This window comes from Terriglobus roseus DSM 18391 (assembly GCF_000265425.1).
GTDB classification, from domain to species: domain Bacteria; phylum Acidobacteriota; class Terriglobia; order Terriglobales; family Acidobacteriaceae; genus Terriglobus; species Terriglobus roseus.
In genome coordinates this window covers 479,027-506,007 of the sequence record NC_018014.1, presented here as the reverse complement: position 1 = coordinate 506,007, position 26,981 = coordinate 479,027, and the positions used below count along the sequence as shown (strand labels likewise).

Here is a 26,981-nt window from a genome sequence, read left to right as displayed (position 1 = left end):
GCGTTTATAGGTTTGACTGCGGAGGCTTTACTGCAGGGCAGCGAGATAGGCCGTGGCGAGATGCTGGTGGCCGAGCGCGTTGGGATGTACACGGTCAAGCATCTCGTCGCGGGTGCCCCACATGGTGACGCGGTCCTGGGCGAAGCGGACGTCGAGTCCGTCGGTAAGGGCCTGTGCGAGGTTGGCGTGGGCGTTTGCGCTGTAGCGCAGCTGGGTGCTGACGGAGGCGATGGGGTCTTGCGAAAGCTGCCATGGGACGTCGCCGACGATGAGCTGCGGTATGGCTGGCCCACCGCGATTGGTGCCGATGCCCTGGATGGCGATGTCACCCGAAGTCTGAATGGCCACAGTGTGCGTGCCGGCGCCGGCGGGGATGCGAAGCACGGAGACGGACTGGGTGCTGCCGTTGGAGGTGGCGATGGGGACCTGGGGGTGGGCGGATGCCGTGGCCGGTGAGGCACCGTCGATGGCTACCGAGAGGTTGCTGTTTGCGGAGGCGGCGTCAGTGAGTGTGTACCAGACGTAGATTGCAGAACCATTGGTGCGGAAGGCGGAGGCGGTGATGGTGCCGGGCGTACCGGCGGTGCAGGTGATGCCGCCGAAGTTCTGCGGGTCGGGGGTGATGGTGCAGCCGCCGGCAGCGGTGAGTGCTGCGTCGCCGGGGAGCAGTTTGTCTGCGCGGCTGGTGCCGAGCCATGTGAGGACGGCCTGGTGGCAGTGGTTGTAGACCGCCTCATAGGTGCCGACGCCGTAGCGGTTCGCGTCGTTGGTGCCGATCATGACGGAGTAGAGAGGTGCTGCGACCGCGATATACCCCACTAACTGCGGGTAGATCGCGTGGGGAAAGATATCGCATGCCTGGTCTCCGTTCTGGCCGTGGTCCTGGGCGTAGAGCGATAGCTGGGAGGCGATGACGAAGGGGTAGGCTTCGGTCAGCCGGGCATCAAGGCCTCCGCCGAAAGTGATGGAGTCACCAAAGGCTGCGTAGCCAGAGGTGACGAGGAGTGCGAGCTTGTTGGAGGCGGGCACGCCAGAGCCGGGGTTCTGGACCTGAACGGTGTGGCGGCCGGGCGAGGCGAGTTCGCTTGCGGAGATGTTGAACTGCAGATCGACGGAGCTGCCAAACGTGACTGTGCGGAGAGCACCGTCGAGCAGGAGCTGCGAGGTCGGCTGGAAGCCTGCACCATGCACCGTGATGGTAGCGGCCGGTGAGCCCGCCTGAACGACCGGTTGCTGCAGGTAAGCGAGTGCGGCCGAGCCGTCTATCGGCGTGGCGACCTTCTTTGTCAGATCCACCGTGATGGTCTGGACGATGGTGCTGCAGCCTGCGAGGGCGAGCGCGCCGAGAGATATCGCGGCAAACAAGATACGGCGAGCCGCCGGGCTCTTCCAGAGAGGATGGTGTTCGGTAAAGCTCAGAGGCATGGTGTGCAGTGGTGGACGGTCGATTGGTCTTGAGGGATTACGGGACGCGCTGGATCTGGGTGTTAGTGGAGGAAGCCTGGTTGGGGGGCTTTGCCGGTGTGGGCCCAGTTGACGACTTCGTCGAAGGCCCGGCCGACTTCTTCCGGGGTGAAGGTGCAGTGGCCTTCGCGGTGGACGTACTGCTGGACGAGGTTGTCGGCGTAGCCGGCGCGGGCTACTTCGCTGGCGTAGAGGGTGAGGCTGTTGGCCGGGATGAGCGGATCGTAGATGGTGTGCAGCGCGAGCATGGGACGGGTGAGGCGGCCGGTGGGCCAGTAGTGCGCCATGAGGTAGTCGCGTGCCCTAGTGTCGGGTGCGTAGCGGCGGACGCCGTCGTTGAGGGCGTAGTCGGTGGTCGTGTTGACGCTGGTGCCTGTATAGAGCCAGTTGCGGTTGTCGAAGGGGTTGCCGCCGGCTTTGCGCTGCATGTCCGCGATGACGTAGGTGAAGTAGCCCATGACGCGGGAGACTTCTACGTCCGAATGGAGCAGCGTGAGTTCGCGCATGGCGAGAGCTGCTTCGGGCTTGGAGCGGAGGGCTGCGAGGACTTTCGAGCGGAGGGCTTCACTCTCCTGAAAGTCTGCGGGGACGGGGTCGAGCGATCCGAAGAGGCCCGGGAAGTAGTAGTCGAAGGCGGCGCGGATGGCGAAGCGGCGGTTGAGATGGACGTAGCTGGGGCCGACGGCTCCGCAGAGGTCGAGGCCTGCGGTGTAGGTGAACTTTTTGCCGTCGCCGTTGAGTTCCATGCTGATCATGGTGAGGGCGCCGCCCATGCTGCCGCCGGCGGCATAGCTTTCGCGCGGCTGGCCGTACTTCTTGATGAAGTAGCGACGGAGGACTTCGGTATCGGCGTAGCCGGCCTGCAGGGCCCATCCGGTTTCGCTGTAGCCGCTTTGGATGACGGCGAAGCCGCGCTTGAACATCTCGTTGGGCTGCGCGCCGATGCTGCTGTCGAGGCGGAAGCGGAAGGGCGATTCGGAGTAGCCGTGGAAGAAGACGACGAGGCCGCGGTTCCAGTTGGCGGGCACGTCGATGCGGTACTCGGCGCGGCCGAGCACGCCGACTTCGACGGTTCCGGCGGAGGACTTAAGGACTTCGGGTTCACCCGTGGGTGTGGGCGATGCCTGCGCGTCGGCACGGCCGGTCGCAGCTGCAAGGTACGCAGCAGCTACGCAGCAGAGGAGCCGACGCCGGAAGTCTTTAGCCATGTGGATGTGATGAGGATAGCAAGAGGTGCGTTCGTCCGCCGGATTTGTGTCGTCAAAGTCCTTCGTGGTGGATAGGAGTCCCTCGGGGGCTGAAGCCGTTCAGGGTTGCGGGTTTGATGGCATGGCTGAAGCCTGGCCCTCCGAAAGAGGTTCGCGCTTTGGCGCGAAGAACCCACCCTTTCGCGATGAAGCTTGCGAAAGAATGGGGCACCCGGATTTGTGCCACTCCGAAGTGGTTCGTGCTTTCGTACGAATTCCCACCTTAGATTCGCGAAGGTGGGCACCCGGCTTTGTGTCCTTCTGAAGAGGTTCGTGCTTCGCGTGTGTAAGCCGATTGGTGGTCTTCCCAATGCGAAGCGGATGCCTTGTGGCATCCGCTTTTGCTTGCTGGTTACTTATTTTTTGAGTTGCTGATCAGGCGTCTTTTTCGGTTACTGCCTTCATTGGCTTCTGTGGGTAGGGGCGACCGCCGTCGAGGGTCTTTTCTAGGTCAGCGTCGTACCCGTACATGTCTTTGAAGAAGTGGATTTCACCGTCGTCCGACCAGGCCGTGGAGTAGAAGATGACGACGGGGATTGGCTTGGGGAGCGAGACGGATTTGTTGTCGTCGCCGTTGGCCATGGCTTCTGCGATGGTGTCTGCGTCCCACTTGGGGTTGTCGCGGAGTACCCAGTCGGCTAGCTTGGGCGGGTCCTGCACGCGGACGCAGCCGTGGGAGTAGTCGCGGCGGGTGCGGGTGAAGAGCGCCTTCTCATTCGTGTCGTGCAGGTAGACGTTGAACTGGTTGGGGAACATGAACTTCACGAGACCGAGCGAGTTGGAGTTGCCGGCCTTCTGCCGGACCATGACGGTGCCCTGCGCGATGCGGTTCATGTCAGGCGATGCGGGCTGACCCTTGAGGTCGACCGTCTCGTAGTTCTTCGCTTCGAGATAGCCCGGCTGCTTCTGCATGTGGGGGATGATCTCTTTTTTCGCGATGGATGGCGGCACGTTCCAGTAGGGGCGGAAGACGAGGTACTTCATCTGGTCCGCGATCATGGGGGTGTGGTGGGTGTCGTCGCTGCTGGCTCCGTCGACGACGTTCATGCGGAAGACCTCATGATGGTCCGCGCCGGTGCCTTCGAAGGCGCGGAGCTGGAACTCTGGCAGGTTCACCATGATGGAGGCGTTCTGGTAGTTGTCGTTGAGCCAGCGCCAGCGTTCCATGCTGTCTGCGATCTGGGTGACGCGCGCGGTGATGGGTGTGTTGAGCGCGACGACGACGTCGTGGCCGAGCTTGCCGTCTTCTGCGATGCCGTGGCGATGCTGGAAGTGCTTGAGCGCGTCGGTGACGGTGTTGATGTCAGCCGATGCGTTGGGGTCGCCGCCGGTGGAGAGGTCGCCGAGGAGTGCAAGCTTCTGCTGGAGCGACTGCATGGCGGGATAGCCGGCGGTGAGCGGAACGGTCTTAGCCTTGGCATCGATCTCAGGCAGCGGCGTGCTGTGGTCCTGGGGTTCGAGGTCGAGGTAGTGTGCGAGCACGGTCTTTAACTGGCCGTACTGAAGGGCCTGCGGCTCGACGGAATCGAGCGCCTTGGTGACATCACTGGCGTCGACGACCTGGTTGTTGAGGATGGCTGCGGCGTCGATCTTGCGATCGTCATAGCCCTTGATGCCGAAGGTGAAGTGGGCGGGATTGGCGCGGCCCATGTGCAGGTCGCTGACGAAGCGCATGGCGTTGACGGTGAGAGCCACGTCAAAGGAGGCTGCGCCTTCCGGCGACTTGAGATTGGCGACGCGCTCCTGCCACTTGCTGGCGTCGTAGTCCTCGGGGCGGAGGCCGCGCTTGATGGCGTTGGAGAACTCGGAGAGCATGGCGCTTGCCTGAGCGGTGGGTTTGCCGTTCTTTACCCAGATGGCGTCGAAGTCGCGCATGTCATAGAGGCTGGCGACCTGCGGCTGAATGTCTGTGAAGTCGGGATACTTCATGCCGTCGAGCTTGCCGGGCGTGACGTCTGCCTGGAGCTGGGAGGTGTAGTCCGGCTCGGAGCTGGTGACGTGGTGCGCCATCTGGTGGGCGCGTTTACAACCGGAAAGGATAGAGGAGGCCGACAGAGCGGCAAAAAGGATAAGTTTAGGGTGCATTCGCATGAGGTCTGGGTGCTAGGATGCGCGAATTGGCAGGACGGTTCGTGGATCGATGTGCCTCTTTGGGGTCACGACCTGAGACCGGATGCCGAGGTGCTAGGCTGAGGCCTGCATGGATGCACACTTCTTCAAGCTGGACCTGCGGTTGCTGGGTAATACGCTGTGGCTGCACGCCGATCCTGCGGGCGATACGCTGGGGCCGGATCATTCGTTGCGGAGCCTGCGGCCGGTTCGTTTTCGGACCGAAAGTGAGGCGCTGCGGGCGCTGACGGCGGCGGATGTTGGGACGTGGTCGAGCTTTCCGCATGATGGGATCTATGCGACGTTGACGCATCGGGCGCTGCGGACGATTGGGTTTCGCGGGAATTTTTAGGTTCTTGGGAGAAGAAGTCCCTCAGCGGCTGAAGCCGGTCTTCTGTGCTGGGCTCTATGGCATGGCTTAAGCCATGCCCCTCCGAAAGATTTACTCCTACTGGTGACGATGAGGCCGTCATGGATGAGCACGCGCCGGGGCTGAAGCCCCTCGTTTTATGGTTTGGATTCAGGGGCCTGAAGGCCCCTGCCTTCTCCGTGTCACGCTTCGCGTGATGGAGCGCTTCGCGCTCTCAAGTCTCACGTCTCAGTCTCAGGTCTCAGTCTCAGTCTCAGTCTCACGTGCGAGACGTGGGGCACTCGTTGGTGGGCTCGCCAGCTTCTTTGCTGAGGAGAAAATATCCCTCTGTGGCTGAAGCCGGTTTTCTGGTTGGGGCTTTATGGCATGGCTTAAGCCATGCCACTCTGAAAGCGCTACTCCCACTCATGATGAAGCCGTCATGAATGGGGCACCCTGCCTTCTGATTTCGCGGTGCTGCGAGCTAAAGCTGACCTCAGGGGCTAAAGCCTATCGCGCTGCAGGTGTGTGTTGGCACAGCTGAAGCTGTGCCCTTCCGCGCGCTTGACCGCGTTAAGAGCAGTTCGTGCTTCGCACGAATCCCCACCTTACCTTCGCGAAGGTGGGGCACCGGTTTGGTGGTCTCCGCTGGTGTGTGCTGTGGAGTCTAGAAGTCCTGGGCGGCGGCTTGTTGGAGCATGCTTTCGGCGGCGAGGGGGCCGGTGGGTTCGTCTTCGTGTTTGTAGTAGACGAAGACGTCCCGGGTGGCGCTGAGGGCGTGGAAGCGGGCTGCGTGGTCGGCGATGGTGGTGGCGTCGTAGCCGCCGGGCATGCGGAGGCGGTAACAGGCGAAGTCCGGGGCGGTCTGGACTTCGGGCGTGATGAGGTCTTCGCTTTCGGCGATGCAGACGGCTGCTCCGTGGGCGCGGAGGGCGGACCAGGTGTCGTCTGTAAACCAGCTCTCGTGACGGAACTCAAAACAGATGCGGCCGGCGTTGGCGAGCTGCGGGAGTGCGAGGAAGGCTTCGAGGCGTGGGATGTCCGCTTTGAAGTTAGGCGGGAGCTGGAAGAGCAGGCAGCCGAGGGCGTTGGCCTGGCGGACGGGTTCGAGCGCGGTGAGGAACCGGTCGATGGCGTCGCCGCAGTCGCGGAGTCGCTTGCGGTGGGTGACGATTTCGGGTGCCTTGAAGCTGAAGCGGAAGGCGGGGCCGGCGGCTTCCATCCAGCCCTGAAGCTGCGCTGCGGTGGGCAGGGCGCGGAAGGTGTAGTTGACCTCGACGGAGTTGAGGCGCGAGGCGTAGTGCTCGAGGAAGCGTTTGGCCGGGAACTTTGGCGGGTAGAAGCCGGGTTTCCATGTGGGGTAGGCCCAGCCGGAGGTGCCGGCGAAGAGGGTTGCGGGCTTGTCGGGTTGGGTCATGTCTTCCACGCTCTCCATGATGGCATTGGAGTCGGCCGGGGCTAAAGCCCGCTTGTTGTTTTTGTTGGATTTCAGGGGCCTGAAGGCCCCTGCCTTCTCCGGGTCGCGCTTTGCGCTCCCGAGTCAGAGGCGAGACGTGGGCACCCGGAGTTCGTGGGCTTCGATGGCTCCGTGCCTCGAGAGAAGACCTCGCTCAGCGGCTGAAGCCGGTCTCATTCATAGGTTGGAATGGCATGGCTGAAGCCATGCCCCTCCGAAAGAAGTCGCGCTGGCGCGCGATTGAGCGCTTTGCGCTCCCACGTCTCAGGTGCGTGGGGCACCCGGCAGTAACCCACCCCTTGCTTCGCAAGAATGGGGCGCCCGGTTCAGGTGATGCTGGGGCAGACGCAGCAACGGACACCCGCTTGGGTGTCCGTTGCTTAGATATTTGGGGCGGCTAGAGGGATTTGAACCCTCGACATCGGGTGCCACAGACCCGCGTTCTAACCCCTGAACTATAGCCGCCGTACTGGTTTGATTGTAGCATCGCGGGCACATCTGGCCCCGGTGGCCTTATGCTGCCCCTATGGCAAATGGCAGGCAGGTGGAGCTGGATCCTGAGATTGCGTCCACGGTGGACTCGGATGTGGTGCGTACGGCACCGAAGACGGAGCGTCTGCTTTCCGTGGATGTGCTGCGTGGACTAACGATTGCGTTCATGATCCTGGTGAATAATCAGCCGGGGCCGGGCGCGTTTTTTGAGCTGCAGCATGCGCAGTGGAATGGGTTCACGTTGACGGACCTGGTGTTTCCGACGTTCCTGTTCCTGGTGGGTTTGTCGCTGGTGTTGTCGACGGCGGCGCGGCTGGCGAAGGGCGCTTCGCGGAAGACGCTGTTTCTGCATACTCTGCGGCGGTCGGCGGTGCTGGCGCTGTTTGGGATTGTGGTGAATACGTTTCCGTTTCAGCACCTGGACCGGATTCGGTTCTATGGGGTGTTGCAGCGGACGGCGCTCTGCTACCTGGTGGTGAGTGGGCTTTGCCTGTTGCGGAAGGGCTGGAAGGACAAGGCGGCGATCGCCGTGGCGTGCCTGGTGGTGTATTGGGTGCTGATGCGGTTTGTGCCGGTGCCGGGGTTTGGGACGCCGACACATGAGATCCCGATCAACGATCCGAATGGCAACCTGACGGCGTGGCTGGACCGGCTGATCTTTGCGCCTCAGCACTTGTACCAACAGGTGCGCGATCCGGAGGGGCTGCTGTCGACGCTGCCGGCGATTTCGACGGCTCTGTATGGTGTGCTGGCGGGGACGTGGCTGCGGACGACCCGTTCGACGACGGCGAAGGCTGTTGGGCTGGCGCTGGGTGGGGTTGCGATGACGGTGGCGGGGTGGCTTTGGAGCTATGGATTCCCGCTGAACAAGAAGCTCTGGACGAGTTCGTTTTCGCTGTGGGCCGGTGGGTTGAGCCTGTTGCTGCTGGCGCTGGCGGTGTATGTGGTGGACGTGAAGCGGTGGGGTCGCGATGGAGTTGGTGCGAATGCGACGCCTGCGGCTTATATGCCGTTGATGGTGTTCGGGACGAACTCGATCCTGGCTTACATGGTGTCGGAGCTGCTGCCGCCTGTGCTTTCGATGGTGCAGCTGTCCGGTGGCACGGTTTTGCGGGTGTATGAGAATTGGCTGCGTGGGCTGATTTCGGCGCATGGCTGGCCGGAGTTGGTGTTTGGGCTGACGGTTGTGGCGGTGACGTGGGCGGTGGTGTATCCCTTTTATCGGAAGCGGATCTTCCTGCGGGTTTGACCCGGCATCAGAGAGAGACGATGGCACCGACTCCCGAACCCGAGATTCTTCGCCCGCGCATGCGCGCCGGCTCTGAGCTGTTCAGCGACCGCAACCTGGATCTGCTGTCGCATGTGCTGGATGATTTTCTGCGCATCCCCGGCACGCAGATCCGGTTCGGCCTGGACGGGATTATCGGGCTGATTCCGGGTGTGGGCGACATCATTGGCGCGATGGCGTCGTGGATCATCATCCTGGCGGCGTGGCTGCGGGGCGTGCCGCGAGTGACGCTGGCTCGTATGCTGGCGAATGTGGCGATCGAGACCATTGTGGGCACGATTCCGCTTCTGGGCGATGCGTTCGACGTGGCCTGGAAGGCGAACCGGAAGAACTTTGCCTTGCTGGAGCGGTCGATGGGCGCGGTGCCGAATTACACGGCCGATCCTGCGTATGGAACGGGCTTTGGTGCGGGTGCGGGTTCCGTGCCGGCGCAGGGACGACTGGGGACGACGCCGCAGCAGCAGAAGAAGCATCGCTTCTCAGACTGGATGTTTCTGTTCTGGCTGTTCTTTGGAATGCTTTGCCTGCTGGCGATTCCGCTGGCCCTGCTGGCGTTTCTAGCTGGAAAGTTCTTTGCCATGGGCGCGCATCGGTAAGGTTTCATGGGGCTTGACCCCACGTCTCAGAGGAGAGACGTGGGGTCACCCCGTTTTCCTGCTGTTCCGGATGTGGTGCGGCGTCGTAGAATAGTTTGTGTCGGGGCGTAGCGCAGCCTGGTAGCGCATCTGCTTTGGGAGCAGAGGGTCGGGAGTTCGAATCTCTCCGCCCCGACCATTCACCCCTCTTATCCGCACACAAGTTTCCCGGTTCTTCAACGCACAGCCTTGCGCGGCTGTCGCTGTCTTGTGTTTGCTGGCCTTCCCTGTCCTTTACTTTGCTGCTTTCCTGGATGCTGCCCAGCGCTTCTTCTGTGCGGCTGCGATCTTTGCGCGGGCGGCATCGCTGAGGACGCGCTTTGCGGGTGCCTTTACGGGCGCGACGATTTTCTTGGGACGGCCAGGACCACGCTTGACGACGGTTGGATCGGAGTAGCCGCTGAGTGCAGCGCGAACCTGTTGCAGCTTGCTGATTTCAGCGTCGATGGCGGCGAGAATCTCTTGGGTAGTCATTGGGTCAGTCTAGATGGGTGTCGCAGATATCGCTATTGGGATTTGCGTGAGACGCAGCGCAACGTTGACGAGCCTGCTCGTTTTGGGCGGGTTATGCTGGCTGGACGATGACCTCAACGAAGATTGCAAACTGGCGTGACGCACTGGTGGAACGCATCCGCGTGGAGGCTTTGCCGCCCGAAAAGTTTTCGCACCAGGCGCGGCTGTATGCACTGGCCCGCGCGATTGCCGATGGGGGTACGGATGCCGTGGATGACGATGTGCTGTTCGGTGCGGCGTGGGTGCATGACCTGGGTGTTTTTCTGGGGCATCGGCCGAGCGATCCGGAGCAGTTGAAACGCTGGGATTCGACGACGTATACGGTGGCGCATGCCGGTCCGATTTTGCTGGAGTGCGGCTTTCCCGCGGACAAGGTTGCGGCGGCGATTGAGTGCATTCGCACGCATGAGGGGCACGGTTCGCCGACGACGCCGGAGGGCGCTGTTCTGCGGGATGCGGATCTGCTGGAGCAGTTGGGTGCGGTTGCGGTAATGCGGACCGTGGCGAAGATTGCGCAGGACACGCGGTTTGTTGTGTTTGCGGACGCGGCGGATTCTTTGCGGAAGGCTTTGGAAAAGGTGCCTGGATTGATTCGTCTGGCTGCGGGTCGCGAGATGGCGGAGCCTCGGATTGCGAGTCTGCGGGCGTTTCTGGATGCGCTGGATGCGGAGTCGGGTGGGATGTTGCGCTGAGAATCCCTCAGCGGCTGAAGCCGCTCTTCTCTTTAAGCCGAAGAATGGCATGGCTTAAGCCGTGCCCCTCCGAAGGATGATCGCGCTTTGCGCGATGCCCACTCATGACGATAGGGCTGTCATGAATGGGGCACCCGCCGTCGCTCGGCGGTTGGAGCTTTGCCCTTGCGAAAGAGGTCGCGCTTTGCGCGATAACCCACCCTTGCTTCGCAAGAATGGGCACCCGGCGTGAAGCCAACCTCAGGGGCTGAAGCCCGTCTTGTACTTGTGTGGGTTTGGCACAGCTGAAGCTGTGCCCTTCCGATCTTCCGAAGACGATGGGATTGGGATTGGGCTGATCGGTACGCAAACTAGCGGTCCATGATTGCGCCGTCGTCTATCCATTTGCTGATGGCGGCGATCTCTTCGGGGGCCAGCTGGCCTTTGGGTGGCATGGGGCCTGGGTGGCCGTTGGGGCCGGCTGGGCCCTGGTGCTTGATGAGTTGCAGCAGCAGGCTCTGGTCCGGTTGGCCCGGGATGAGGACGACCTTGTCGCTTTCGCCGCCTTTGAGCAGCGCCTCTCGCGTGGAGAGGTTAAATCCGCCCTTGTGATTCATGCCAGCGTGGCAGCGATAACAGTTCTGACGGAAGACCGGTTTCACGTTCGTGACGAAGTGATTGAGCGCCGCGGCTTCCTGGGGTGTGGACGGATGGAAGGTTGGCGGCGGCTCGACCGCGGGGCCACAGCCGATCAGGGTGAAGGCGAGGGCGGCCAGGGCGAGCGGCGGAATTCGGTTGGGCGTGGCGAAGGGCATCGGCTGTTATCAGGGTACGTTGTTGATCCTGACTCTGTGTGCTGGTTGGGCGGCGCTGCACGATGGGATGGTTGCAACGTTCGATTTCTGTTCAGGCGATGGGTATGGACGGGGATCTGTATGTTGGGCGGGGGATCGGTACCGGCTTTTGCACTGCGGATGCGACAGATGCGCCAAATTTGGCACGTAACCGATCAGTTACGAACCCGGCTGAACACTTGGTGGACGGGTGCGCCGCACCATAGGCTGAAGGGGCTCTGATGTAGATCTCCGCGGCCGGCCCAACGGCATGTCCGCACCCCCAATCGGATTCGCTCCCCGCCGCCTGCCAGTGCGTGCGCTGGCGCTGGCGCTTGCAGCAACACTGCTGCCCTGCGCCTCAGTCGCCGCCACACGGCACGCTGCGGCACCCTTGCATGCGAAGGCTGCACCCGCTCGCCATACAGCGGCTGCGCCCGTTGCGAAGGCAGCTCGCGGCCGTGCGGTTGCGGCTGCTCCTGCGAAGGGCCGTCACGGCAACGCGGAATTAGCGCGTGCCGAGGCCACCTCTCGATCTTCTTCCAAATCTTCACGCCACATGACGCCTGCGGAGAGCCGCCGCGCTGCTGCGGACGCACGTCGCGAGGCCGCAGAAGAGGCTGTAGCGGAAGCTGCCGCAGCTCGCAAGTCAAGCCGCCATGTAGCGGCGGTGTCGAGCCGTTCCGGTCGTGGATCGTCACGCTCGATGGCCGTTGAAGCGAGCAATGCCGCTCCTGTACGGAACACAGCTTCAGCACGGAACACTGCTTCCGCACGAAGCGCAGCGCCCGCGAAGGAAGCCCCAGAGACTGCGGCGGATCGCGAGACGCTGGATCGCGTGCATGCCTGGTACCAGTCCCATGGATTGGCGATGCCCGCGCCGGGAATTGCACCTGCGGTAAAGCCGCCGGAGAAGCCTGTGAAGGCAGTGCGTCCGGCAGCTCCGGTTGTTGTGGCGGATGCGGATGGCGATGATGATGACGACACCACCGGTGTGACTCCTGCACCGATTGTGCGCGTGACGCCGCCGGCTACGAAGCCGAAGATGGCTGCCCACACCGAAGCTGCGCCGGACCTTTCCCCGGTGGCGCGAAAGGCTACGGTTGCGGACTTTGACCGTGCACTGCAGATAAAGACGCAGGCGATTCGTGCGGCGGCTGCAGAGGCGCAGGCGCATACGACTGCGGACGATGACGCAGCGGAAGCGTCCACGCAGATTCCTGGAACGGCGCCGACGGAGCGTGTGGCGCTGCCCTTTACGCATGGCGATCTGCTGAAGGCATCGGCGACCTCGGCCGAATTTCAGCCGCGGCAGGCGACGTTGACGACGCCGAAGTCTGAGAACCCTGACAAGCACGTGAACAAACACACGGATGCGGATGTGCTGGCGAAGTCTGCCGATGCGCTGAACCAGACGGATGGCAAGCGGCCCAGCGTGCGTGCGATTGCGGAGCAGACTGCGATGGCTCCTACGCCGAAGCTGCAACTGCCGAAGCCGGTGTCGATTGCGCATGGAGCGACGCCCGCGGTGAGCGCGGTGAATGCTGCGGGCAAGAACCAGCAGATGGATCCGCAGACGGTTGCGGGGCTGACCGACGAGACGTTTGATGACAACAGCGATCCGGTTACGACTGCCCGCAGCGCGGTGACGCTGGCGGCGAAGTCGTTCAAGGCGGATCCGAAGCCGGTGCTGACGCCGGTGGGCAGCGGCGAGGATGACGATGCGCTTCGTGCGACGACCTCAACCGTGAAGGTGAACCTGTACGACGACCGCGGCAAGCTGATGATGATTCCCGCGATGAAGGGTACGCACGAAATCCTGGTTCACCAGAACCAGATGGCGATTGCGGATGGCCTGGATCGCATTGAAGACGATAACCAGTTGCTGGATATGCGCCGGTACAAGCTGCTGGTGGCGTTGCCGGACAATGCGGCGATTGAGGTGGATGACCGGTTACCGGCGAACCGCCGGTATGCGCGGCCGTGGTCGGTTCGTTTTCTGAACGATCTATCGCGGGCGCACTATGCGCGCTTTGGCACGCCGCTGATTGTGACGAGCGCGGCACGTACGGTGGAGTTTCAGAAGCGGCTGGTCCGCATCAACGGCAATGCTGCGCCGCCAACGGGCGAGGTCGCTTCGCCGCACCTCTACGGGCAGGCCGTGGACATTGCCAAGCATGGGATGAGCGTGACGGAGATTGCGTGGATGCGCGCGTACCTGACACCGGTGGAGAGCGAAGGCAAGATCGATGTGGAGGAGGAGTTCCAGCAGGCCTGCTTCCACATCAGCATCTATCGTCGCTACCTGGGACTGCCGGCGCGGAAGCATACGACTCCTGCGGAGCCACTGCCGGAGCGGACGCTGCAGCAGGCTAAGGCACCGGAGCCGGAGCAGAAGCATCGGCGACTGCCTACTGCGATTCTTGCTACGGGCTTGCGGTAGTCGCTTGGCCCAAGCGACGGTTCCTGCAATGGTGCCGGTTGCCGCAGAGGCGACGCAGCGGTTTGATGGCGTGGATGTTCTGCGCGGCATTTCGATTGTTGCCGTGGTCCTGCTCCATGGGTATCTGCGACTTTTCCTTGAGGGCCACTCGGCTCGTGGACTGTTGCCGCTGCCGCTGTTTCGCCTGTTGTTTCTGAATGGCGGCAATGGCGTTACGGTGTTCTTTGCCGTGTCTGGATTTCTGATTACGTATACGTCGCTGCGCCGTTTCGGCTCGCTGGCGGCGATGCGTGCGAAGGTCTTCTACCGGATACGCTTTGCCCGGATTGCACCGTTATTATTGCTGGTGTTGGCGGTGTTGAGTGGGCTGCACCTGGCGCATGCGAGTGGCTTTCATGTTCATACGCCAGGCGTGACGTTGCCGCGCGCGTTGTTCTCTGCGCTTACATTTCATCTGAACTGGCTTGAGGCTCGTTATGGATATCTGCCGGCCAACTGGGATGTGATGTGGTCGTTGTCGGTGGAGGAGATGTTCTATCTCTTCTTTCCGCTGGTGTGCGTTGCGCTCCTCCGAGCGCGCCGCGGCATGTTGTACTTTGTGGGGCTCGCCGTGCTGTTGATGGTGCTGGCACCGATTGCACGCACGGCGTGGGCGCCGACGGAACTGTATGCGGAAAAGTCATACCTGGGCGGTATGGGTTCGATCGCCATGGGTTGTTTAGCCGCGCTGGTGGTCACGCGGCTGCAGAGGCGCCGAACGGTGCCGTCGGACGTTCGGCTGCTGATGTTGGCTTGGATGGGCGCGATTCTGATGTTCGTTGCTGCACCGCCCTTTCCGATCGGCCGGTGGCACAAGTATCTCGATGTGCGTGATCTGGATGATTCCCTGCTGACGTTCGGCACCTGCGTTGTGATGGCGGCTTTGGTATTGCGCAACCGTGCGGGACGCCGATGGACTGCGCCACTGCGATGGTTTGGCCGGCACAGCTATGAGGTCTACCTGACGCATGAGTTCGTCGTGGTTTGGATCACGATGCTGGCGCTGCATGTTGGGACGACGTACGGGCGGGGACTGCACTACGGCGTTTTGGCGTGGATTGCGTTGATGCTGCTGTTGAGTGCGCCGCTTGGCTGGCTGGTCGCAAAGTTCTTCTCGGAGCCGTTGAATCGGCGGCTGCGCTTGCAGCAGGGTTGATACTTTTGGCGCCGCCACGAACCCACATCTCAAACGCGAGATGTGGGGCACCCAATTTGGACGTGGGGTGGCCGACAGATGCGGATTTTTCTTGTGGCGGCGTGCGGGGGTGGCGCTAGAATTTCAGCCATCTTGAGGGACCGGGGTGGGTGCTATGCCGGATGCTGCTTTTCCTGCTGCTGTTCGTTATGCGGATCTGCCGATGGCGGGTCCTCGCGATGCTTATGATGACCAGCCTGCGTTGACCGAAGTACAGCGCGTAACCAATACGTTCGTAGCGCCCACGAAGACTTTTGCTGACCTGCGGCGGAGCCAGTCGTGGTGGTTGCCGTTTTTGCTGGTGGTGCTGTTCAGCTACCTGTTCAGCGGCGCGGCTGTTACCAAGATCGGTCTGCCGGCGCTGGCTGCGAGTGCCATCCACACCAATCCGAAGCAGGAGCAGCGCTACCAGGAGTCGACGCCGGAGCAGCGGGCGCAGATCATGACCGGAACGCGGGTTGTGATGGGTGTGGTGCTGTCTTCGTTCCTGCTGACGGTGCCGCTTTACTGCGCCATCTTTGCGCTGTTGCTTTGGGTTGGGTTCAACTTTGTGCTGGGCGGCAGCGGGACGTTCAAGGGGATGTTTGCGGTGACGATGTTTGCGTCACTGCCGGGCATCCTTCGATCGTTGCTGATCGTTGGGCTGATGTATGCGGGCGGTTCCGAGAACTTCAACATCAATGATCCGATCGGTACGAATCCCGGGTTCTTCCTGGGTGCGGACTCTTCGGCGTTTCTGAAGTCGGCGCTGTCTTCGGTCGACATCTTCACGCTTTGGTCGCTGGCGCTGATGGCGATCGGAGCGGCGATTGTGGCTCGTGTGAAGGTGAAGAACGGCGTGGCGATGGTGTTTGGGGTGTGGCTGGTGTTTGTGCTGTTGAAGTCGGCCGTGACGGCGATGATGGCGTGAGGTTGAGGAATAGGGATTGAGGAACAGACACTTGGTGCACTTCCCTGCACTACCGGTCCGGGTCGCAAGTGTGGTGCAATACAGGCATCCCCTTTGGACGCCACGATTCCATTTCATCCGCGACGCTGGCTCTCGAACGGCCACCTGCAGACCATCGTGGGCAATTTTCTGCCGCGTGTGGATCGGTTGCCGCCGGCAGCGACGGAGCTGATCCCTGCTCCGCTGCCGACGGAGATGCAGGCGCTGCCTGCTGCCGTTGCGCTGGATCGCACGCTGCCGACGCGGCTGCTGTGCCACTGCCACTGGCAGCCGGATGCTCCGAATGCCGTGACGGTGGTGCTGGTGCATGGGCTGGAGGGGTCGTCGCATTCGCAGTACGTGATTGGCAATGCGAACAAGCTGTATGCCGCGGGATGTAACGTGGTTCGGATGAACATGCGCAACTGCGGCGGTACCGACGCGCTCTCGCCGACGCTGTATCACTCGGGTTTGAGCGGCGATGCGAAGGCGGTGCTGCAGTGGCTGGTGCAGCGCGGGTGCCGGCGTGTGGCGCTGGCGGGTTACAGCATGGGCGGCAACCTGGTGCTGAAGGCGGCGGGCGAGCTGGCGGCGGGTGCTCCGGATGCGTTGATTGGGGTGGTTGCGGTTTCGCCCCCGATGGATCTGGGGGATAGTGCGGATGCCCTGCACCACTGGTCGAATCGAATCTATGAAAAGAGATTTTTGCGGAACCTGCTGAAGCGCTACCGGCGCAAGGTAGAGCTTTATCCCGGAGTCTTCGATAGAAAGCGCGCGGTAAAGGTGTCGTCGATCCGCGACTTTGATGAGTTGGTGATGACGCCGTATTGCGGCTTTACGGGCGCGGATGATTATTACGCTCGCGCGGCGGCGGGACGGGTGATGGACAAGATTGCTGTGCCGACGCTGGTGCTGCATGCCTGCGATGATCCGTTTATCCGGCTGACGGCTTCGACGCGCGAGAAGCTGCGGGCGAACAGCCATGTGACGCTGCTGGAGCCGGCGCATGGCGGCCATTGCGCGTTTCTGGAGGAGCCGGCGGAGAACTACGACGGGTATTGGGCGGAGAAGATGTTGCTGCAGTTTGTGCGGACGTGCGCGGCAGCGACGGCCACGAGAGACCGGGTGCCGATTTGCTGAGTGAGTGGACCGCAGAGTGTGGTGCGGACGATCCCGTGCTGGTGGTGCCGTGGAGTTCGCCGGATGGTGCGCTGCACTGGGTGGACCTGCGCGAGGATCCGTATGCGCTGGATGACATTGAGGAAGCGAACGATCACCCGGCGCTGCTGGCGGCGTTGCGTGCGCTGAACGGGCCCCGGTCACCGGTGTTCACGGCGAAGTGTGATGTGTGGTCGATGGACGCGGACGAGCTTGAAGCCGCGCAGATGGACCTGATGGTGGAAGACGCCGTGGCGACGGCCGGGATGGTCTGCTACATCGACATGGTGTGGCGCGAGCGGACGGTGTTTGCGTCTCGGCACCGGATGGAGCAGATGCTGTACCGGCTGGACCGCATGGCGGTGGAGCTGCCGTACTCGCTGGCGCAGGCCGAGTATGTTCTGCGGCCGGCGGTGGTGGAGCTGGAGGGCGCGGTGGGCGAGGGATTTGCCGTGACGCTGTATGTGAAGGCCGTGGGCGTGGATGAGACGGAGGCGGCAGAGCGGTGGGACGAGGCTCTGCGGGCCGTTACGGCGCTGTTGCGGGCGAAGGAACTGCTGGGGCGCTAATGCTTGCGCTGGGATCGGTCCCGCGCGGTAAGCTAACTGCAGGGAACCAGTAGCTCAGCCGGATAGAGCATCTGCCTTCTAAGCAGAGGGTCGCAGGTTCGAGTCCTGCCTGGTTCACCATTTGCTCTTCGTTCTTGATGGAGAGCTGCAGGCTGTTCTCCACGGATGACCGACACTTCAGGAACGGCTGCATGGCAGTCGACGCTGGTGACGTCCCGCCCCTACGCTTTCCCTTTCAACCGTAAATCGGGTAGTACTCTTACGAATCTCGGAAGGAGATGAGTATGAATCGACGCGAGATGATGATTGCTGTTTCGGCTTCGGCTTTGCTGGGTAAAGGGCTTGTGGCAGAGGCTAAAACCGGCTCGGCTGCGGAGCCTCTGTTGAAGGATTCGAAGGTGTACCAGTTTGAGGATCTGCCTCGGGTGCATCTGGCGCATGGGCAGGAGGATCAGGTGGTGCTGCAGGGGGCGCTGGCTACGGGTGAAGGGTTGGAGGTGCATGAGACGACGCTGCCTCCGGGGCAGATGCCGCACCTGGCGCACCGGCATATCCACTCGGAGTTGATGCTGGTGCGGTCGGGTCTGCTGGAGTTCGATAACGATGGGACGAAGACCGTGGCGGGGCCGGGTGGCGTGTTCTTTGTGGGATCGAACGTGTTGCATGCCGTGAAGTGCGTGGGCGATGTTGCGGCGAACTACTACGTGGTGGCGATTGGACGCGGGTAGCTACCTGCGATCAGGGTTTTGCTGGGCCAGACCGTGGTGAGAGAGATGGGCGTGCTGAGTTTGCGCGCGCCCTTCCCAGCGACAGACTGCCGTGGAAGCGAGCCACCGCATGGCTTCAGTTGCTTTCCCTGCCTGATTCGCTATTGCATTTGGGACTGCGAGACTCGGAGGCTCGGGGTTTGCTTACCCACGAAACAATCAGTGGATGAGGGACGCCTTCTGTTGTGTGCGGCGACGGAGGGATTCTTTGACCTGGCGCGCGACGGCATCATCTTTGGGGATTGCTGAGTGGAGGATGCTGGCCGGATAGATGAATTCTTTACCGTCCTCGAAGGTAACGAGGATGGCATCACTCGTGTTCTGTACGAATTTGATCTTTGCTGGAATAGGGCGGGGTTCCATGCATCTTCACCTCATCATAAAAATGCTACTTAAGTTGTACTGAAATCTGTCGCGTATCAGACTTAGCGAGGGGTTCTGAGATGAAAATATTGCGCAGGATGCGGTAAGTACCGTTTTGGGACGACCTGACGGCTATGCTCTAACGCCCGCGACGTGCATCCTAGGGACCATGGCGAACCGTAAGAGTGTGGTGTTGTCGTTAGTCCTGACGTTTTTCTTTGGCCCGTTTGGCATGTTGTACAGCACGGTGACGGGTGCAATCGTCATGCTGGTGCTGTATGTGGTCCTGGGTATTCCGACGCTGGGCTGGGCGATTGCGGCACTGCATCCGATTGCGATGATCTGGGGCGCGATTGCCGCGAGCCGTTCGAACGCTTAAGCGTTGAGCGGGCAGATTACGGAATCACTAAACCGTTCCATCTCTTCGAGTTGCGGGCTGAACTGAAGTAGCAGCAGATCGACGCCGGCCTCGGCGAAGCGGCCTACCTGATCCTGGACCTGGGTGGGCGTGCCGGTTAAGCCGGAGCGCAAGCCTCGGTTAGAGACGGAGTACTCCTGCAGCGACATGCTCTGTTCGAGCTGGGTGCCCTGTAGCCACTGCTGGTAGTTAGCGAAGCCCTTGGCGTTGCTCTTCACGTCGGTGATGCGGTCGAGTTCGGTCTTTACCGCTGCGTCCGATTCGCGCGTGAAGGCGTAGCCAGCGACGCCGAACTGCATGGGACCGAGACCGAAGCGTTCGCGCCGCTCGCGCATATCTTCAATCTTCCTGGCTACGTGTTCGGGTGAGTCACCATGCATGACATAGGCGTCGCACTTTTGTGCGATCAGGTTCTTGGCTGCTTCGGATTCGCCGCCGGCGTAGATGGGCGGACGCGGTGAGCGGACGGGCTTGGGCTGCAGCACGGTGTTCTGCGTCTTGTAGTAGCGGCCTTCGTGCGAGTGCGTGGGCTCAGTCCAGAGGGCGTTGACGACCTCCAGCCACTCGGCGGTGCGACCGTAGCGGTCGTCGTGCTGCTCGAAGTCGACCCCGTACATCTTTGCCTCTTCCTGCCACCAGGAGGAGACGACGTTGAGGGCGAGGCGACCGTTGCTGATGTTGTCGATGTTGGCAGCCTGCTTGGCGAAGAGCGCGGGCGAGTGGAAGGTTGGGCGCACGGCGACCATGAGCTCAAGCGTCTCGGTGACGGCAGCGAGCGCGGCGGCGGTGGACCATGCGTCGAGGCTGGGCGCGTCGACGCCCTTGATGTCGTTGAGGTTTAGTTCGGCAACGAGGCTGAGGTCAAAGCCGATCTGTTCGCTGCGCTGGGCGAGCTTCTTCGTGTAGGCCCAGCTTGCTTCCATGCCTTCGTCTTCGACGTTACGCAGCCAGCCGCCGAAGACGGGCATCCAGTAGCCAAAACGGAGGGGCTTAGACGGCACGCCGGATCTCCTCTTCGAGGAAGTCGGCGAGATTGTCGAAGGGGTTGAAGCCGATGACGCGCGGGGCGTCTGCGACGAAGTTGGAGAGGGCGTTGACGTCGTAGTAGTAGATCTCACCGTCGCGGTCGTCGATGAGGTACTCGATGCCGCCGACGTCGATGCCTGCGGCCTGCATGATGCGCTCGACGTTCTGGATGACCTCAGGGGGCGGCGTGTAGCCCTCGACCTTCAGGCCTGACTTCGATGCCTCGAGCACGCAGGCGTTGTCGAAGGTCTCAACCTCTTTGATCTGGCAGATGTCTGCGGGGCAGAGGTCGAAGGTCTCGCCGGTGAGGTGGACGTGGATGGCGTAGAGATATTTGCCGCCGAGGGTTTCGACGCGGGTGATGTAGCCGCCCCGTGCGGGGACAAACTCCTGCACGAGCGCGATGCTGTCGTAGCCAAGGTCAATCTGACCCTGGTCGACTGCGGCCTGCAGATCTCCCCTGGTGTTGAAGCGAACGATGCCCTTGCCACTGCCGCCGATGTTGGCCTTGACGATGATGGGATAGCGGAGGCCTTCGGCTGCGGCGACGGCCTGGCTTGCGTCGTGGATGACGCGCGAGGGCAGAAACTTGATACCGAGCGAGCGCAGCAGGGAGTGCTGTGCGGCCTTTGAGATCTCGTAACGGTAAGCTTTGGCGCCGTTGATGACGCGCACGCCGAGGAGCTCGAGATGCTCGAGGTAGGCGAGCGTATGGAAGATGCCGGAGCCGTGGTCGCGGCTGTTCGCCGATGGGCTCATGCGGTTGAAGAGGACCTTGAACTTCGGGTCGTTGCCACCGATGTCGTAGAAGTGGTCGGGGATGAAGGCCTTGTCGAAGGCGACGCCGCGGCGTGTGAGTTCCGCGAAGATGGGCGCAAACCACTGGGGGTGCTCATAGAGAAAGACGAGGGGTGCGGCGACCTCGTCCTTGTGCGAATTCCGCGGCATTACATCCTCAGCGATCTGGCTCGACATGCGGCAATACCTTCCTGTGTGACACCTGTTTCTACTAAGAAGTTTAGACGGTGGGGCGCTGGCCGTGAGGCGTCATTTCAAGTGTGACGCAAGACCCCGGGTCTGAGCGGATAGGGCGATCCCATTCCCTTTCAAGGTGATGCGGCACGCATGAGATCGCTGGGGCATGCACCACCTAAGCGTTAGACGGACTGTGTCTCCGCGATTGCGTGATCGCTGGCAGCAAGCGTCTGTCGCCGCGGATTCCCTTGTGATTCAAGGCTGTCGCCCCTGGCAATTGACTGATTTCACAAGCCGTCCACCCACCTAAACGTGTGATTGCGGTTCCGTGCATACCTGCAAAGATTGGATCGCGAGCGATCTTCGAAAATGAAAGCGTCCCCAAGCATGCCCCTCCGAATATTTCGGTTCTTCGTTGCCTGTGCCTGCACGTTTGTTCTGTTCCAGTTTGTGAGTCTTTACATGAGCTGGTCGAAGCAGGTGATCTTTGGCAGTCTGACGGTGCTGGTCGCGATGGCGATCAACCGTACGGGCAAGAGCCGCCTGTTCACGATTGCGCTGATGCTGCTGTCGATTGCGGCGACGCTGCGTTATGGATGGTGGCGCATCCGCATGGTTGTCGGGTACTTTTCGGACGACACAAATCACCGTTTTTCCATCGATGCGGTTCTGATGCTGGTGTTGCTGTCGGCCGAGGTCTATACCGTCGCGATCATGGTGCTGGGTTACATGCAGACGAGTCAGCGGCTGCAGCGCCGGCCTGTTCCGCTACCTGCGGATGAGGCACTTTGGCCGCATGTGGATGTGCTGATTCCGACGTACAACGAGCCACTGTCGCTGGTTCGGTATACCGCGCTTGCGGCGATCAACATCGACTATCCGCCGGAGAAGCTGCACGTTTACATCCTGGACGATGGCACGCGGCAGGAGTTTCGCGACTTTGCAGCAGAGGCCGGTGTGGGCTACGTGGTGCGTGAGAAACACAATCACGCGAAGGCCGGCAACATCAACCATGCGTTGACGAAGATGAGTTCGCCGCTGGTGTCGATCTTCGATTGCGATCACGTTCCGACGCGGTCGTTTCTGCAGATGACGGTGGGCTGGTTCCTGGTGGAAGAGAAGCTGGCAATGATGCAGACGCCGCACTTCTTCTATTCACCCGATCCGTTTGAGCGGAACCTGCTGCAGTACAACACCATTCCGAATGAGGGCGAGCTGTTCTACGGCATCATCCAGGATGGCAACGATCTTTGGAATGCGACGTTCTTCTGCGGATCGTGCGCTGTGATTCGTCGCACAGCACTGGAAGAGGTTGGCGGCATCGCGGTAGAGACGGTGACAGAGGACGCACACACCAGCCTGCGCATGCAGAAGAAGGGTTGGAACACCGGCTACATGAACATTGCACAGGCAGCGGGTCTTGCGACTGAGACGCTGGCCGGGCATGTGGGACAGCGTGTGCGCTGGGCTCGCGGCATGATCCAGATTCTGCGTACGGACAATCCGCTGCTGGCCAAGGGCATGAAGCTGACGCAGCGGCTGTGCTACTTCAACGCGATGATGCACTTCATGTATGCCGTGCCGCGATTGATCTTTCTGCTGGCACCGCTGGCGTACATGCTTGCAGGCCGAACGATTATTCCGGGCTACTGGCTGGCGATTCTTGCGTATGCGCTGCCGCACCTGATCATCTCGAACATGACGAACTCGCGCGTACAGGGTACGCATCGTCACAGCTTCTGGAACGAGATCTATGAGACGGTGCTGGCGCCGTACATTCTGCTGCCAACCGTGCTGGCGCTGATCAACCCGAAGCTGGGCAGCTTTAACGTGACGGATAAGGGCACGACGTTGAACGAGACGAAGTTCGATCGCAAGATCGCAGCGCCCACAACATGGCTGCTGGGTCTGAACTTTCTGGGCGTGCTGGCTGCGCCGTATCGCTTCTTTGTGCTGGATCCGACGCACCCCGGCGTCGTGCTGAGTAACTTGTTCTGGATCCTGTTCAATGTTGTGATCCTGGGTGTTGCGGCAGCGGTTGCGCACGAGCAGAAGCAGCGCAGAGCATCTGTGCGTATCCCGGTTCATATCCCGGTGGTGGGGACTACGAGTGCCGGTACGCAGGTGCATGGCATGACGGAAGACATGTCAGTCGGCGGCGCTTCGCTGACGCTGAGTGGAGATCTACCGGAGCTGCAGCCGGGCGAGTATGTGCACCTCACCTTCCCGGTGCAGACGGGCAACCGTTCCGTTCGGGCTACTGTAATCCGCCTAAGTTCCGGGAAGCTGCGCGCGCAGTTTACGGGCCTGACCATTGAAGAAGAAGAGACGCTGACGTGTGCGCTGTACTCGCGTGCCGACTCGTGGGTGAATGTGCGCTCGAATGTGGAGCAGGATCGCCCGTTTGTCAGCCTTGGCCGCATCGCGGTGCTTTCTCTTACAGGCCTGAAGCAGGTGGCGCTGGGTCTGCTGCCGGAGAAGCGTACGCCACCGCCGGTGCCCTCACGAGTGGCGTCCATGCTGGTGTTTGCGTTGCTGTCGCTTGCAGGACTGCGGATGGGCGCGCAGACGCCCGCGATGCCGATGGTGCCGCCTGCAGTGATGACGCCGATGTCGGCGGGCATGACGCCGGTGATGGATGTTCGCGGACCGGAGCCGACGCATCTTCGTTTTAAGGACATGGGCGTTGCGGACGAGGCGGAGCTGCGTGGACCGCACTCGTACTACTCGCTGCACTTCATCCTGCCGCATACGCTGCTGCCGCGGACGGCGACGCTTTCCATCGGCTATCGCTTCAGCACAGAGCTGAGCCGCGCTGCGACGGCGTCCATCCGCGTGTCGTTGAACAAGACCTTGATCGCGACGATTACGCCGGACACCGAGGCGATGCATACGGGCCGCTACAACGTGCTGCCCATCACGGTTCCCACGGACCTGCTGATCCGCGACAACGAACTGACCATGGAGTTCATCGGCAACGGAGTCCTGCGCACAAGCGGCAAGTCACAGGCCGAGGTGCTGGCACGCATTGCGAACGCGAGTGAGCTGGTGGTGAGCGGCGCTGCTCTTCCCTTCCGCACGGACATCTCGCTGCTACCGCTGCCACTGTTCGACAGCGACATGCAGGGCACGACGACGATTCCCTTCGTCTTTCCGACGCAGCCCGATGCGAAGACGATGCAGGCCGCAGGCATTGTTGCTTCGTGGTTTGGCATCCTGGCCAGCAACAAGCCCATCCGCTTCCGCGTTGTGATGGGAGCTGTGCCGGCGGGGAACGCTGTGGTCTTTGTGAACAAGGCTTCGCGACAGGCGTTTCTGCCGGCGACGTCGCCCGGAGCTTCGCTGCAGTTGAGTCCCAATCCTTCGGACCCGGATGGCACGGCGCTGATCGTGTCCGGTGACAACGGCGACCAGTTGATCCAGGCGGCGCGTGCACTTTCACTGAGGGCCAGCCATGTGGACACGGGTGAGCCGCAGGAACTGCTGGGCAATGTTCTGCGTGTCGATAATTTCTCGATGCCTGCCGCACGCACGATTGACGATGCGCCGCGCTGGGTGCCGACCGACCGGCTGGTGCAGCTGAGCAAGTACATTACGCAGAACGCGGAGACCACTGATGGATCGCGTCCGGTGCCGGTGTACTTCCGTGTGCCGCCTGACCTGTACTACGGCGAGACGGAGAATCTGAACCTGCTGATCCGGTATCGTTATGACGCGCGGGCTGCTGCCGAGGGATCGGCTCTGCGGACGTTCATCAACGGCACGCTGATCAATGAAGCTCCCCTGGAGCCGGGCGGCGGCAAGACGACCGATGGACAGCGGCAGACGCTGCTGCCTGTGGCGAACATGCGTCCGTTTACAAACACGCTGCAGTTCAACTTTGATTTTGTGCCGGCGCGTGGTGCTGCGGGAGCCCTTACGAAGGGCAGCATCCTGAAGAACTCATCGCTTGATCTGCGGAACCTGAATCACTGGGCGCAACTGCCGAACCTGGAACTGTTTGCCAATGCCGGCTTTCCATTCACGCAGCTTGCCGACCTGGGGCGGACGGTGGTGATACTGCCTCGCCAGCCGAGTAACGCGGAGATCACGCTGTTCCTGGATATGCTGGCCCACTTCAGCCGGCAGACGGGTTACCCCGCACTGCGGGTTGAGGTCTCCGGACCGGACGACCTGGTGCGCGAAGATCGCGATTACCTGATCCTGGGCGGGTACAGCACGCAGCCTGCATTTGCTGCACTGCGCGACAACCTGCCGATTGCGGTGGACGCCGATGGCGTGCACGCCAAGGCGATGGATACGTACCTGACGCGCGCGCAACGGTGGTGGTACCAGATCACAAGGCAGACGCTGCCTGATCAGGACTTTGCTCGCGATACGGGCCTGGCCGACTCGGTGATTGAGGGCATCCAGTCGCCGTATGCGACGGATCGTTCGCTGGTGGCGGTTGCCATGCGCGATGACAGCGTGGAGCCGATGTTTGCCGATCTGTTCCTGGAGCGTTCGCAGTCGAGCGATATCTCACGCACGGTGAGCGTTCTGCGCGGGAATCGTTTCCTGTCGTACGACCTGAATGTGGCTCGCTATCACGTGGGCAATATCAGTTGGTACACGGGTATGCGGATCTGGCTGACGCAGTACTTCTTTATTCTGCTGATCGGCGTTGCACTGTGTGCCATGATCCTTAGCCGATGGCTGCGCGACTCTCTGCAGAAACGCGCGGATGAACGTCTGAGTTCCGCAAAGAACGAGGCGCACGCACTGGTCTAAGGCTTACAGGTCAACAAGCGTCTTGTAAGCTCTAGGCGACCCTTCATGAAAATTATCCAGGCCACCTTTGGCGTCTTTCATCATTTCGAGTTGGCGCGTGAACTCGACCGACGCGGGCACCTGGAGCGCATCTACAGCACGTTTCCGTGGAAGCGGCTGGAGCGCGAAGGCGTGCCGCACGACAAGGTGGAGACCTTTCCGTGGATGCACACACCGCAGGTGATGCTGCAGAGCAGGAACCTGCTGCCGCAAGCGCTGAAGCGCTTCTGCAACTATCGCGTCGCCACAACGCTGGACACCTGGATGAGCCGCCGCATGCCGCCGTGCGATGCGCTGATCGCGCTCTCCGGCGCCGGGCTGAAAGCGGGCCGGCTGCTGCAGTCTCGCGGTGGCATCTTTCTGTGCGATCGCGGATCGACCCACCACGCGTACCAGACCAACATTCTGCGGGAAGAACATCGCATCTGGAACGTTCCCTATCCAACCTACGACCCACGGGTTGAACCCCGCGAGATTGAGATCTATCACCAGGCGGATGGGGTCGTTGTTCCTTCGAACGTGTGCCGCGACAGTTTTCTGCAGCACGGGCTGGCGCCCGAACGAGTCCACGTGATTCCGTACGGTGTGCGGCTGGAAAACTTCCGCCCGGATGGCGCGCCACCCGCGGGACCGGACGCGACCTTTGAAGTGCTTTTTGTTGGCAGCGTAAGTCTGCGGAAGGGTATTCCGTATCTGCTGAAGGCGTTCGCTGCCTTGCCGCACACGAACAAGCGTCTGCTGATCATCGGTGGCCTGGACCCGAGCTTTGCGCCGCTGCTCGCAACGCTGCCGCAAGAGAACGTCGAGTTCCTGGGAACGATGCCCCAGCCCAAACTGATTCCTTACATGAGTCGCAGCCACGTGATGGTGCTGCCTTCCATCGAAGAGGGACTGGCGCTGGTGCAGGGACAGGCAATGGCCTGCGGATGCCCGGTGATCGCATCGGTTGCCACAGGCTCAGCCGACCTGTTCACGGACGGGGTGGAAGGCTTCATCATCCCGATGCGATCGGTGGACGAAATCGTCGATCGCCTGCAGCGCTTTGTTGACGACCCGACGCTGCGGGATCGCATGAGCACCGCCGCCCTTGCGCGCGTGCAGTCTATCGGCGGGTGGCGTGAGTACGGCGATCACTGGGAGAACCTGCTGCACCGGCTGACCGGAAAGGCCTGAGGCAGTCGCCTTAACCGCAACCATGGCAAAGGCGGCCGGAAGACCCACGACCGCCTATACG

At 61.7% G+C, this 26,981-nt stretch carries 22 protein-coding genes and 3 tRNA genes; 15 read left to right on the top strand and 10 right to left on the bottom strand.

Annotated features, from left to right (window positions below):
- Positions 1-27: 27 nt before the first annotated feature.
- The 3 genes from TERRO_RS02160 to TERRO_RS02150 all read right to left on the bottom strand — a co-directional run bounded on the left by TERRO_RS02160 (position 28) and on the right by TERRO_RS02150 (position 4,721).
- The gene (locus tag TERRO_RS02160) at positions 28-1,425 is read right to left on the bottom strand and encodes an SGNH/GDSL hydrolase family protein (RefSeq protein WP_014784356.1); all 1,398 of its coding nucleotides are present in this window, start codon (positions 1,423-1,425) and stop codon (positions 28-30) included.
- Positions 1,426-1,487: 62 nt separating this feature from the next.
- Positions 1,488-2,672 (bottom strand): alpha/beta hydrolase, encoded by a 1,185-nt coding sequence (locus TERRO_RS02155; protein WP_014784355.1) that lies wholly within the window; start codon positions 2,670-2,672, stop codon positions 1,488-1,490.
- A 414-nt stretch (positions 2,673-3,086) separates the two neighbouring features.
- Positions 3,087-4,721, bottom strand: coding sequence for a L,D-transpeptidase family protein (locus TERRO_RS02150; protein WP_041592404.1), 1,635 nt, complete (start codon positions 4,719-4,721; stop codon positions 3,087-3,089).
- Positions 4,722-4,911: 190 nt separating this feature from the next.
- Between TERRO_RS02150 and TERRO_RS02145 the strand changes: the two genes are divergently transcribed.
- Positions 4,912-5,172 carry a hypothetical protein gene (locus TERRO_RS02145; protein ID WP_014784353.1) on the top strand — a complete coding sequence of 87 codons (261 nt, stop codon included), beginning with the start codon at positions 4,912-4,914 and terminating at the stop codon, positions 5,170-5,172.
- Between the two features lie 664 nt (positions 5,173-5,836).
- On the opposite strand, the gene TERRO_RS02140 is transcribed toward TERRO_RS02145, so the two are convergent.
- A complete protein-coding gene (locus tag TERRO_RS02140; protein WP_014784351.1) occupies positions 5,837-6,604 on the bottom strand; it encodes a DUF72 domain-containing protein in 768 nt (255 codons plus the stop codon).
- Between the two features lie 410 nt (positions 6,605-7,014).
- Positions 7,015-7,090 (bottom strand) — tRNA-His (locus tag TERRO_RS02130).
- A 61-nt stretch (positions 7,091-7,151) separates the two neighbouring features.
- Between TERRO_RS02130 and TERRO_RS02125 the strand changes: the two genes are divergently transcribed.
- The 3 genes from TERRO_RS02125 to TERRO_RS02115 all read left to right on the top strand — a co-directional run bounded on the left by TERRO_RS02125 (position 7,152) and on the right by TERRO_RS02115 (position 9,179).
- Entirely contained in the window at positions 7,152-8,366 is a 1,215-nt protein-coding gene (locus TERRO_RS02125) for an acyltransferase family protein (RefSeq protein WP_014784350.1), read from the top strand.
- 20 nt (positions 8,367-8,386) lie between these two features.
- Positions 8,387-9,001: a DUF4112 domain-containing protein gene (locus tag TERRO_RS02120; protein ID WP_014784349.1), complete on the top strand. Its 615-nt coding sequence runs from the start codon at positions 8,387-8,389 to the stop codon at positions 8,999-9,001.
- 101 nt (positions 9,002-9,102) lie between these two features.
- Positions 9,103-9,179: transfer RNA gene (locus TERRO_RS02115), tRNA-Pro, on the top strand.
- A gap of 95 nt (positions 9,180-9,274) precedes the next feature.
- Here TERRO_RS02115 and TERRO_RS02110 read toward each other — a convergent pair.
- Positions 9,275-9,514, bottom strand: coding sequence for a hypothetical protein (locus tag TERRO_RS02110; protein ID WP_014784348.1), 240 nt, complete (start codon positions 9,512-9,514; stop codon positions 9,275-9,277).
- A gap of 107 nt (positions 9,515-9,621) precedes the next feature.
- Here TERRO_RS02110 and TERRO_RS02105 point away from each other — a divergent pair, with 107 nt between their 5' ends.
- Positions 9,622-10,245: an HD domain-containing protein gene (locus TERRO_RS02105; protein ID WP_014784347.1), complete on the top strand. Its 624-nt coding sequence runs from the start codon at positions 9,622-9,624 to the stop codon at positions 10,243-10,245.
- A gap of 350 nt (positions 10,246-10,595) precedes the next feature.
- On the opposite strand, the gene TERRO_RS02100 is transcribed toward TERRO_RS02105, so the two are convergent.
- Positions 10,596-11,039 carry a c-type cytochrome domain-containing protein gene (locus TERRO_RS02100; RefSeq protein ID WP_014784346.1) on the bottom strand — a complete coding sequence of 148 codons (444 nt, stop codon included), beginning with the start codon at positions 11,037-11,039 and terminating at the stop codon, positions 10,596-10,598.
- A 289-nt stretch (positions 11,040-11,328) separates the two neighbouring features.
- Here TERRO_RS02100 and TERRO_RS02095 point away from each other — a divergent pair, with 289 nt between their 5' ends.
- The 7 genes from TERRO_RS02095 (at position 11,329) to TERRO_RS02065 (ending at position 18,117) form a co-directional block, all read left to right on the top strand.
- The gene (locus TERRO_RS02095; RefSeq protein WP_041592401.1) at positions 11,329-13,500 is read left to right on the top strand and encodes a DUF5715 family protein; all 2,172 of its coding nucleotides are present in this window, start codon (positions 11,329-11,331) and stop codon (positions 13,498-13,500) included.
- Positions 13,501-13,504: 4 nt separating this feature from the next.
- Complete coding sequence (locus tag TERRO_RS02090) at positions 13,505-14,695, top strand: acyltransferase family protein (RefSeq protein WP_245536190.1); 1,191 nt, start codon at positions 13,505-13,507, stop codon at positions 14,693-14,695.
- A gap of 154 nt (positions 14,696-14,849) precedes the next feature.
- Positions 14,850-15,644, top strand: coding sequence for a YIP1 family protein (locus TERRO_RS02085; protein ID WP_245536189.1), 795 nt, complete (start codon positions 14,850-14,852; stop codon positions 15,642-15,644).
- A gap of 93 nt (positions 15,645-15,737) precedes the next feature.
- Complete coding sequence (locus tag TERRO_RS02080) at positions 15,738-16,802, top strand: YheT family hydrolase (protein WP_014784342.1); 1,065 nt, start codon at positions 15,738-15,740, stop codon at positions 16,800-16,802.
- Positions 16,796-17,389, top strand: coding sequence for a hypothetical protein (locus TERRO_RS02075; RefSeq protein WP_041592400.1), 594 nt, complete (start codon positions 16,796-16,798; stop codon positions 17,387-17,389). The genes TERRO_RS02080 and TERRO_RS02075 overlap by 7 nt, the downstream gene beginning before the upstream one ends.
- A 43-nt stretch (positions 17,390-17,432) precedes the next feature.
- Positions 17,433-17,509: transfer RNA gene (locus tag TERRO_RS02070), tRNA-Arg, on the top strand.
- 164 nt (positions 17,510-17,673) lie between these two features.
- On the top strand, positions 17,674-18,117 hold the full coding sequence (locus tag TERRO_RS02065; RefSeq protein WP_014784340.1) for a cupin domain-containing protein: 444 nt from the start codon (positions 17,674-17,676) through the stop codon (positions 18,115-18,117).
- A gap of 198 nt (positions 18,118-18,315) precedes the next feature.
- Here TERRO_RS02065 and TERRO_RS02060 read toward each other — a convergent pair whose 3' ends face one another.
- Positions 18,316-18,519: a hypothetical protein gene (locus TERRO_RS02060; RefSeq protein WP_014784339.1), complete on the bottom strand. Its 204-nt coding sequence runs from the start codon at positions 18,517-18,519 to the stop codon at positions 18,316-18,318.
- A 169-nt stretch (positions 18,520-18,688) separates the two neighbouring features.
- Here TERRO_RS02060 and TERRO_RS02055 point away from each other — a divergent pair, with 169 nt between their 5' ends.
- Entirely contained in the window at positions 18,689-18,898 is a 210-nt protein-coding gene (locus TERRO_RS02055) for a hypothetical protein (RefSeq protein ID WP_014784338.1), read from the top strand.
- Here TERRO_RS02055 and TERRO_RS02050 read toward each other — a convergent pair.
- The gene (locus TERRO_RS02050) at positions 18,895-19,938 is read right to left on the bottom strand and encodes an LLM class flavin-dependent oxidoreductase (protein ID WP_014784337.1); all 1,044 of its coding nucleotides are present in this window, start codon (positions 19,936-19,938) and stop codon (positions 18,895-18,897) included. The two genes, TERRO_RS02055 and TERRO_RS02050, sit on opposite strands and share 4 nt — an antisense overlap.
- The gene (locus TERRO_RS02045) at positions 19,928-20,938 is read right to left on the bottom strand and encodes an ATP-grasp domain-containing protein (protein WP_157178228.1); all 1,011 of its coding nucleotides are present in this window, start codon (positions 20,936-20,938) and stop codon (positions 19,928-19,930) included. Before TERRO_RS02045 ends, TERRO_RS02050 begins: the two co-directional genes overlap by 11 nt.
- A 387-nt stretch (positions 20,939-21,325) precedes the next feature.
- On the opposite strand from TERRO_RS02045, the gene bcsA reads away from it, so the two are divergent.
- Complete coding sequence (bcsA, locus tag TERRO_RS02040; RefSeq protein WP_245536188.1) at positions 21,326-25,708, top strand: UDP-forming cellulose synthase catalytic subunit; 4,383 nt, start codon at positions 21,326-21,328, stop codon at positions 25,706-25,708.
- 45 nt (positions 25,709-25,753) lie between these two features.
- Complete coding sequence (locus TERRO_RS02035; RefSeq protein WP_014784334.1) at positions 25,754-26,920, top strand: glycosyltransferase; 1,167 nt, start codon at positions 25,754-25,756, stop codon at positions 26,918-26,920.
- The last annotated feature ends 61 nt before the right edge of the window (positions 26,921-26,981 follow it).

Coding starts and splice junctions, on each gene's coding strand:
- TERRO_RS02055 (WP_014784338.1), top strand. CDS start 18,689: ATGGCGAACCGTAAGAGTGTGGTGTTGTCGTTAGTCCTGACGTTTTTC.
- TERRO_RS02155 (WP_014784355.1), bottom strand. CDS start 2,672: ATGGCTAAAGACTTCCGGCGTCGGCTCCTCTGCTGCGTAGCTGCTGCG.
- TERRO_RS02105 (WP_014784347.1), top strand. CDS start 9,622: ATGACCTCAACGAAGATTGCAAACTGGCGTGACGCACTGGTGGAACGC.
- TERRO_RS02060 (WP_014784339.1), bottom strand. CDS start 18,519: ATGGAACCCCGCCCTATTCCAGCAAAGATCAAATTCGTACAGAACACG.
- TERRO_RS02150 (WP_041592404.1), bottom strand. CDS start 4,721: ATGGCGCACCACGTCACCAGCTCCGAGCCGGACTACACCTCCCAGCTC.
- TERRO_RS02065 (WP_014784340.1), top strand. CDS start 17,674: ATGAATCGACGCGAGATGATGATTGCTGTTTCGGCTTCGGCTTTGCTG.
- TERRO_RS02125 (WP_014784350.1), top strand. CDS start 7,152: ATGGCAAATGGCAGGCAGGTGGAGCTGGATCCTGAGATTGCGTCCACG.
- TERRO_RS02145 (WP_014784353.1), top strand. CDS start 4,912: ATGGATGCACACTTCTTCAAGCTGGACCTGCGGTTGCTGGGTAATACG.
- bcsA (WP_245536188.1), top strand. CDS start 21,326: ATGCCCCTCCGAATATTTCGGTTCTTCGTTGCCTGTGCCTGCACGTTT.
- TERRO_RS02110 (WP_014784348.1), bottom strand. CDS start 9,514: ATGACTACCCAAGAGATTCTCGCCGCCATCGACGCTGAAATCAGCAAG.
- TERRO_RS02160 (WP_014784356.1), bottom strand. CDS start 1,425: ATGCCTCTGAGCTTTACCGAACACCATCCTCTCTGGAAGAGCCCGGCG.
- TERRO_RS02035 (WP_014784334.1), top strand. CDS start 25,754: ATGAAAATTATCCAGGCCACCTTTGGCGTCTTTCATCATTTCGAGTTG.
- TERRO_RS02140 (WP_014784351.1), bottom strand. CDS start 6,604: ATGGAGAGCGTGGAAGACATGACCCAACCCGACAAGCCCGCAACCCTC.
- TERRO_RS02045 (WP_157178228.1), bottom strand. CDS start 20,938: ATGTCGAGCCAGATCGCTGAGGATGTAATGCCGCGGAATTCGCACAAG.
- TERRO_RS02120 (WP_014784349.1), top strand. CDS start 8,387: ATGGCACCGACTCCCGAACCCGAGATTCTTCGCCCGCGCATGCGCGCC.
- TERRO_RS02095 (WP_041592401.1), top strand. CDS start 11,329: ATGTCCGCACCCCCAATCGGATTCGCTCCCCGCCGCCTGCCAGTGCGT.
- TERRO_RS02100 (WP_014784346.1), bottom strand. CDS start 11,039: ATGCCCTTCGCCACGCCCAACCGAATTCCGCCGCTCGCCCTGGCCGCC.
- TERRO_RS02085 (WP_245536189.1), top strand. CDS start 14,850: ATGCCGGATGCTGCTTTTCCTGCTGCTGTTCGTTATGCGGATCTGCCG.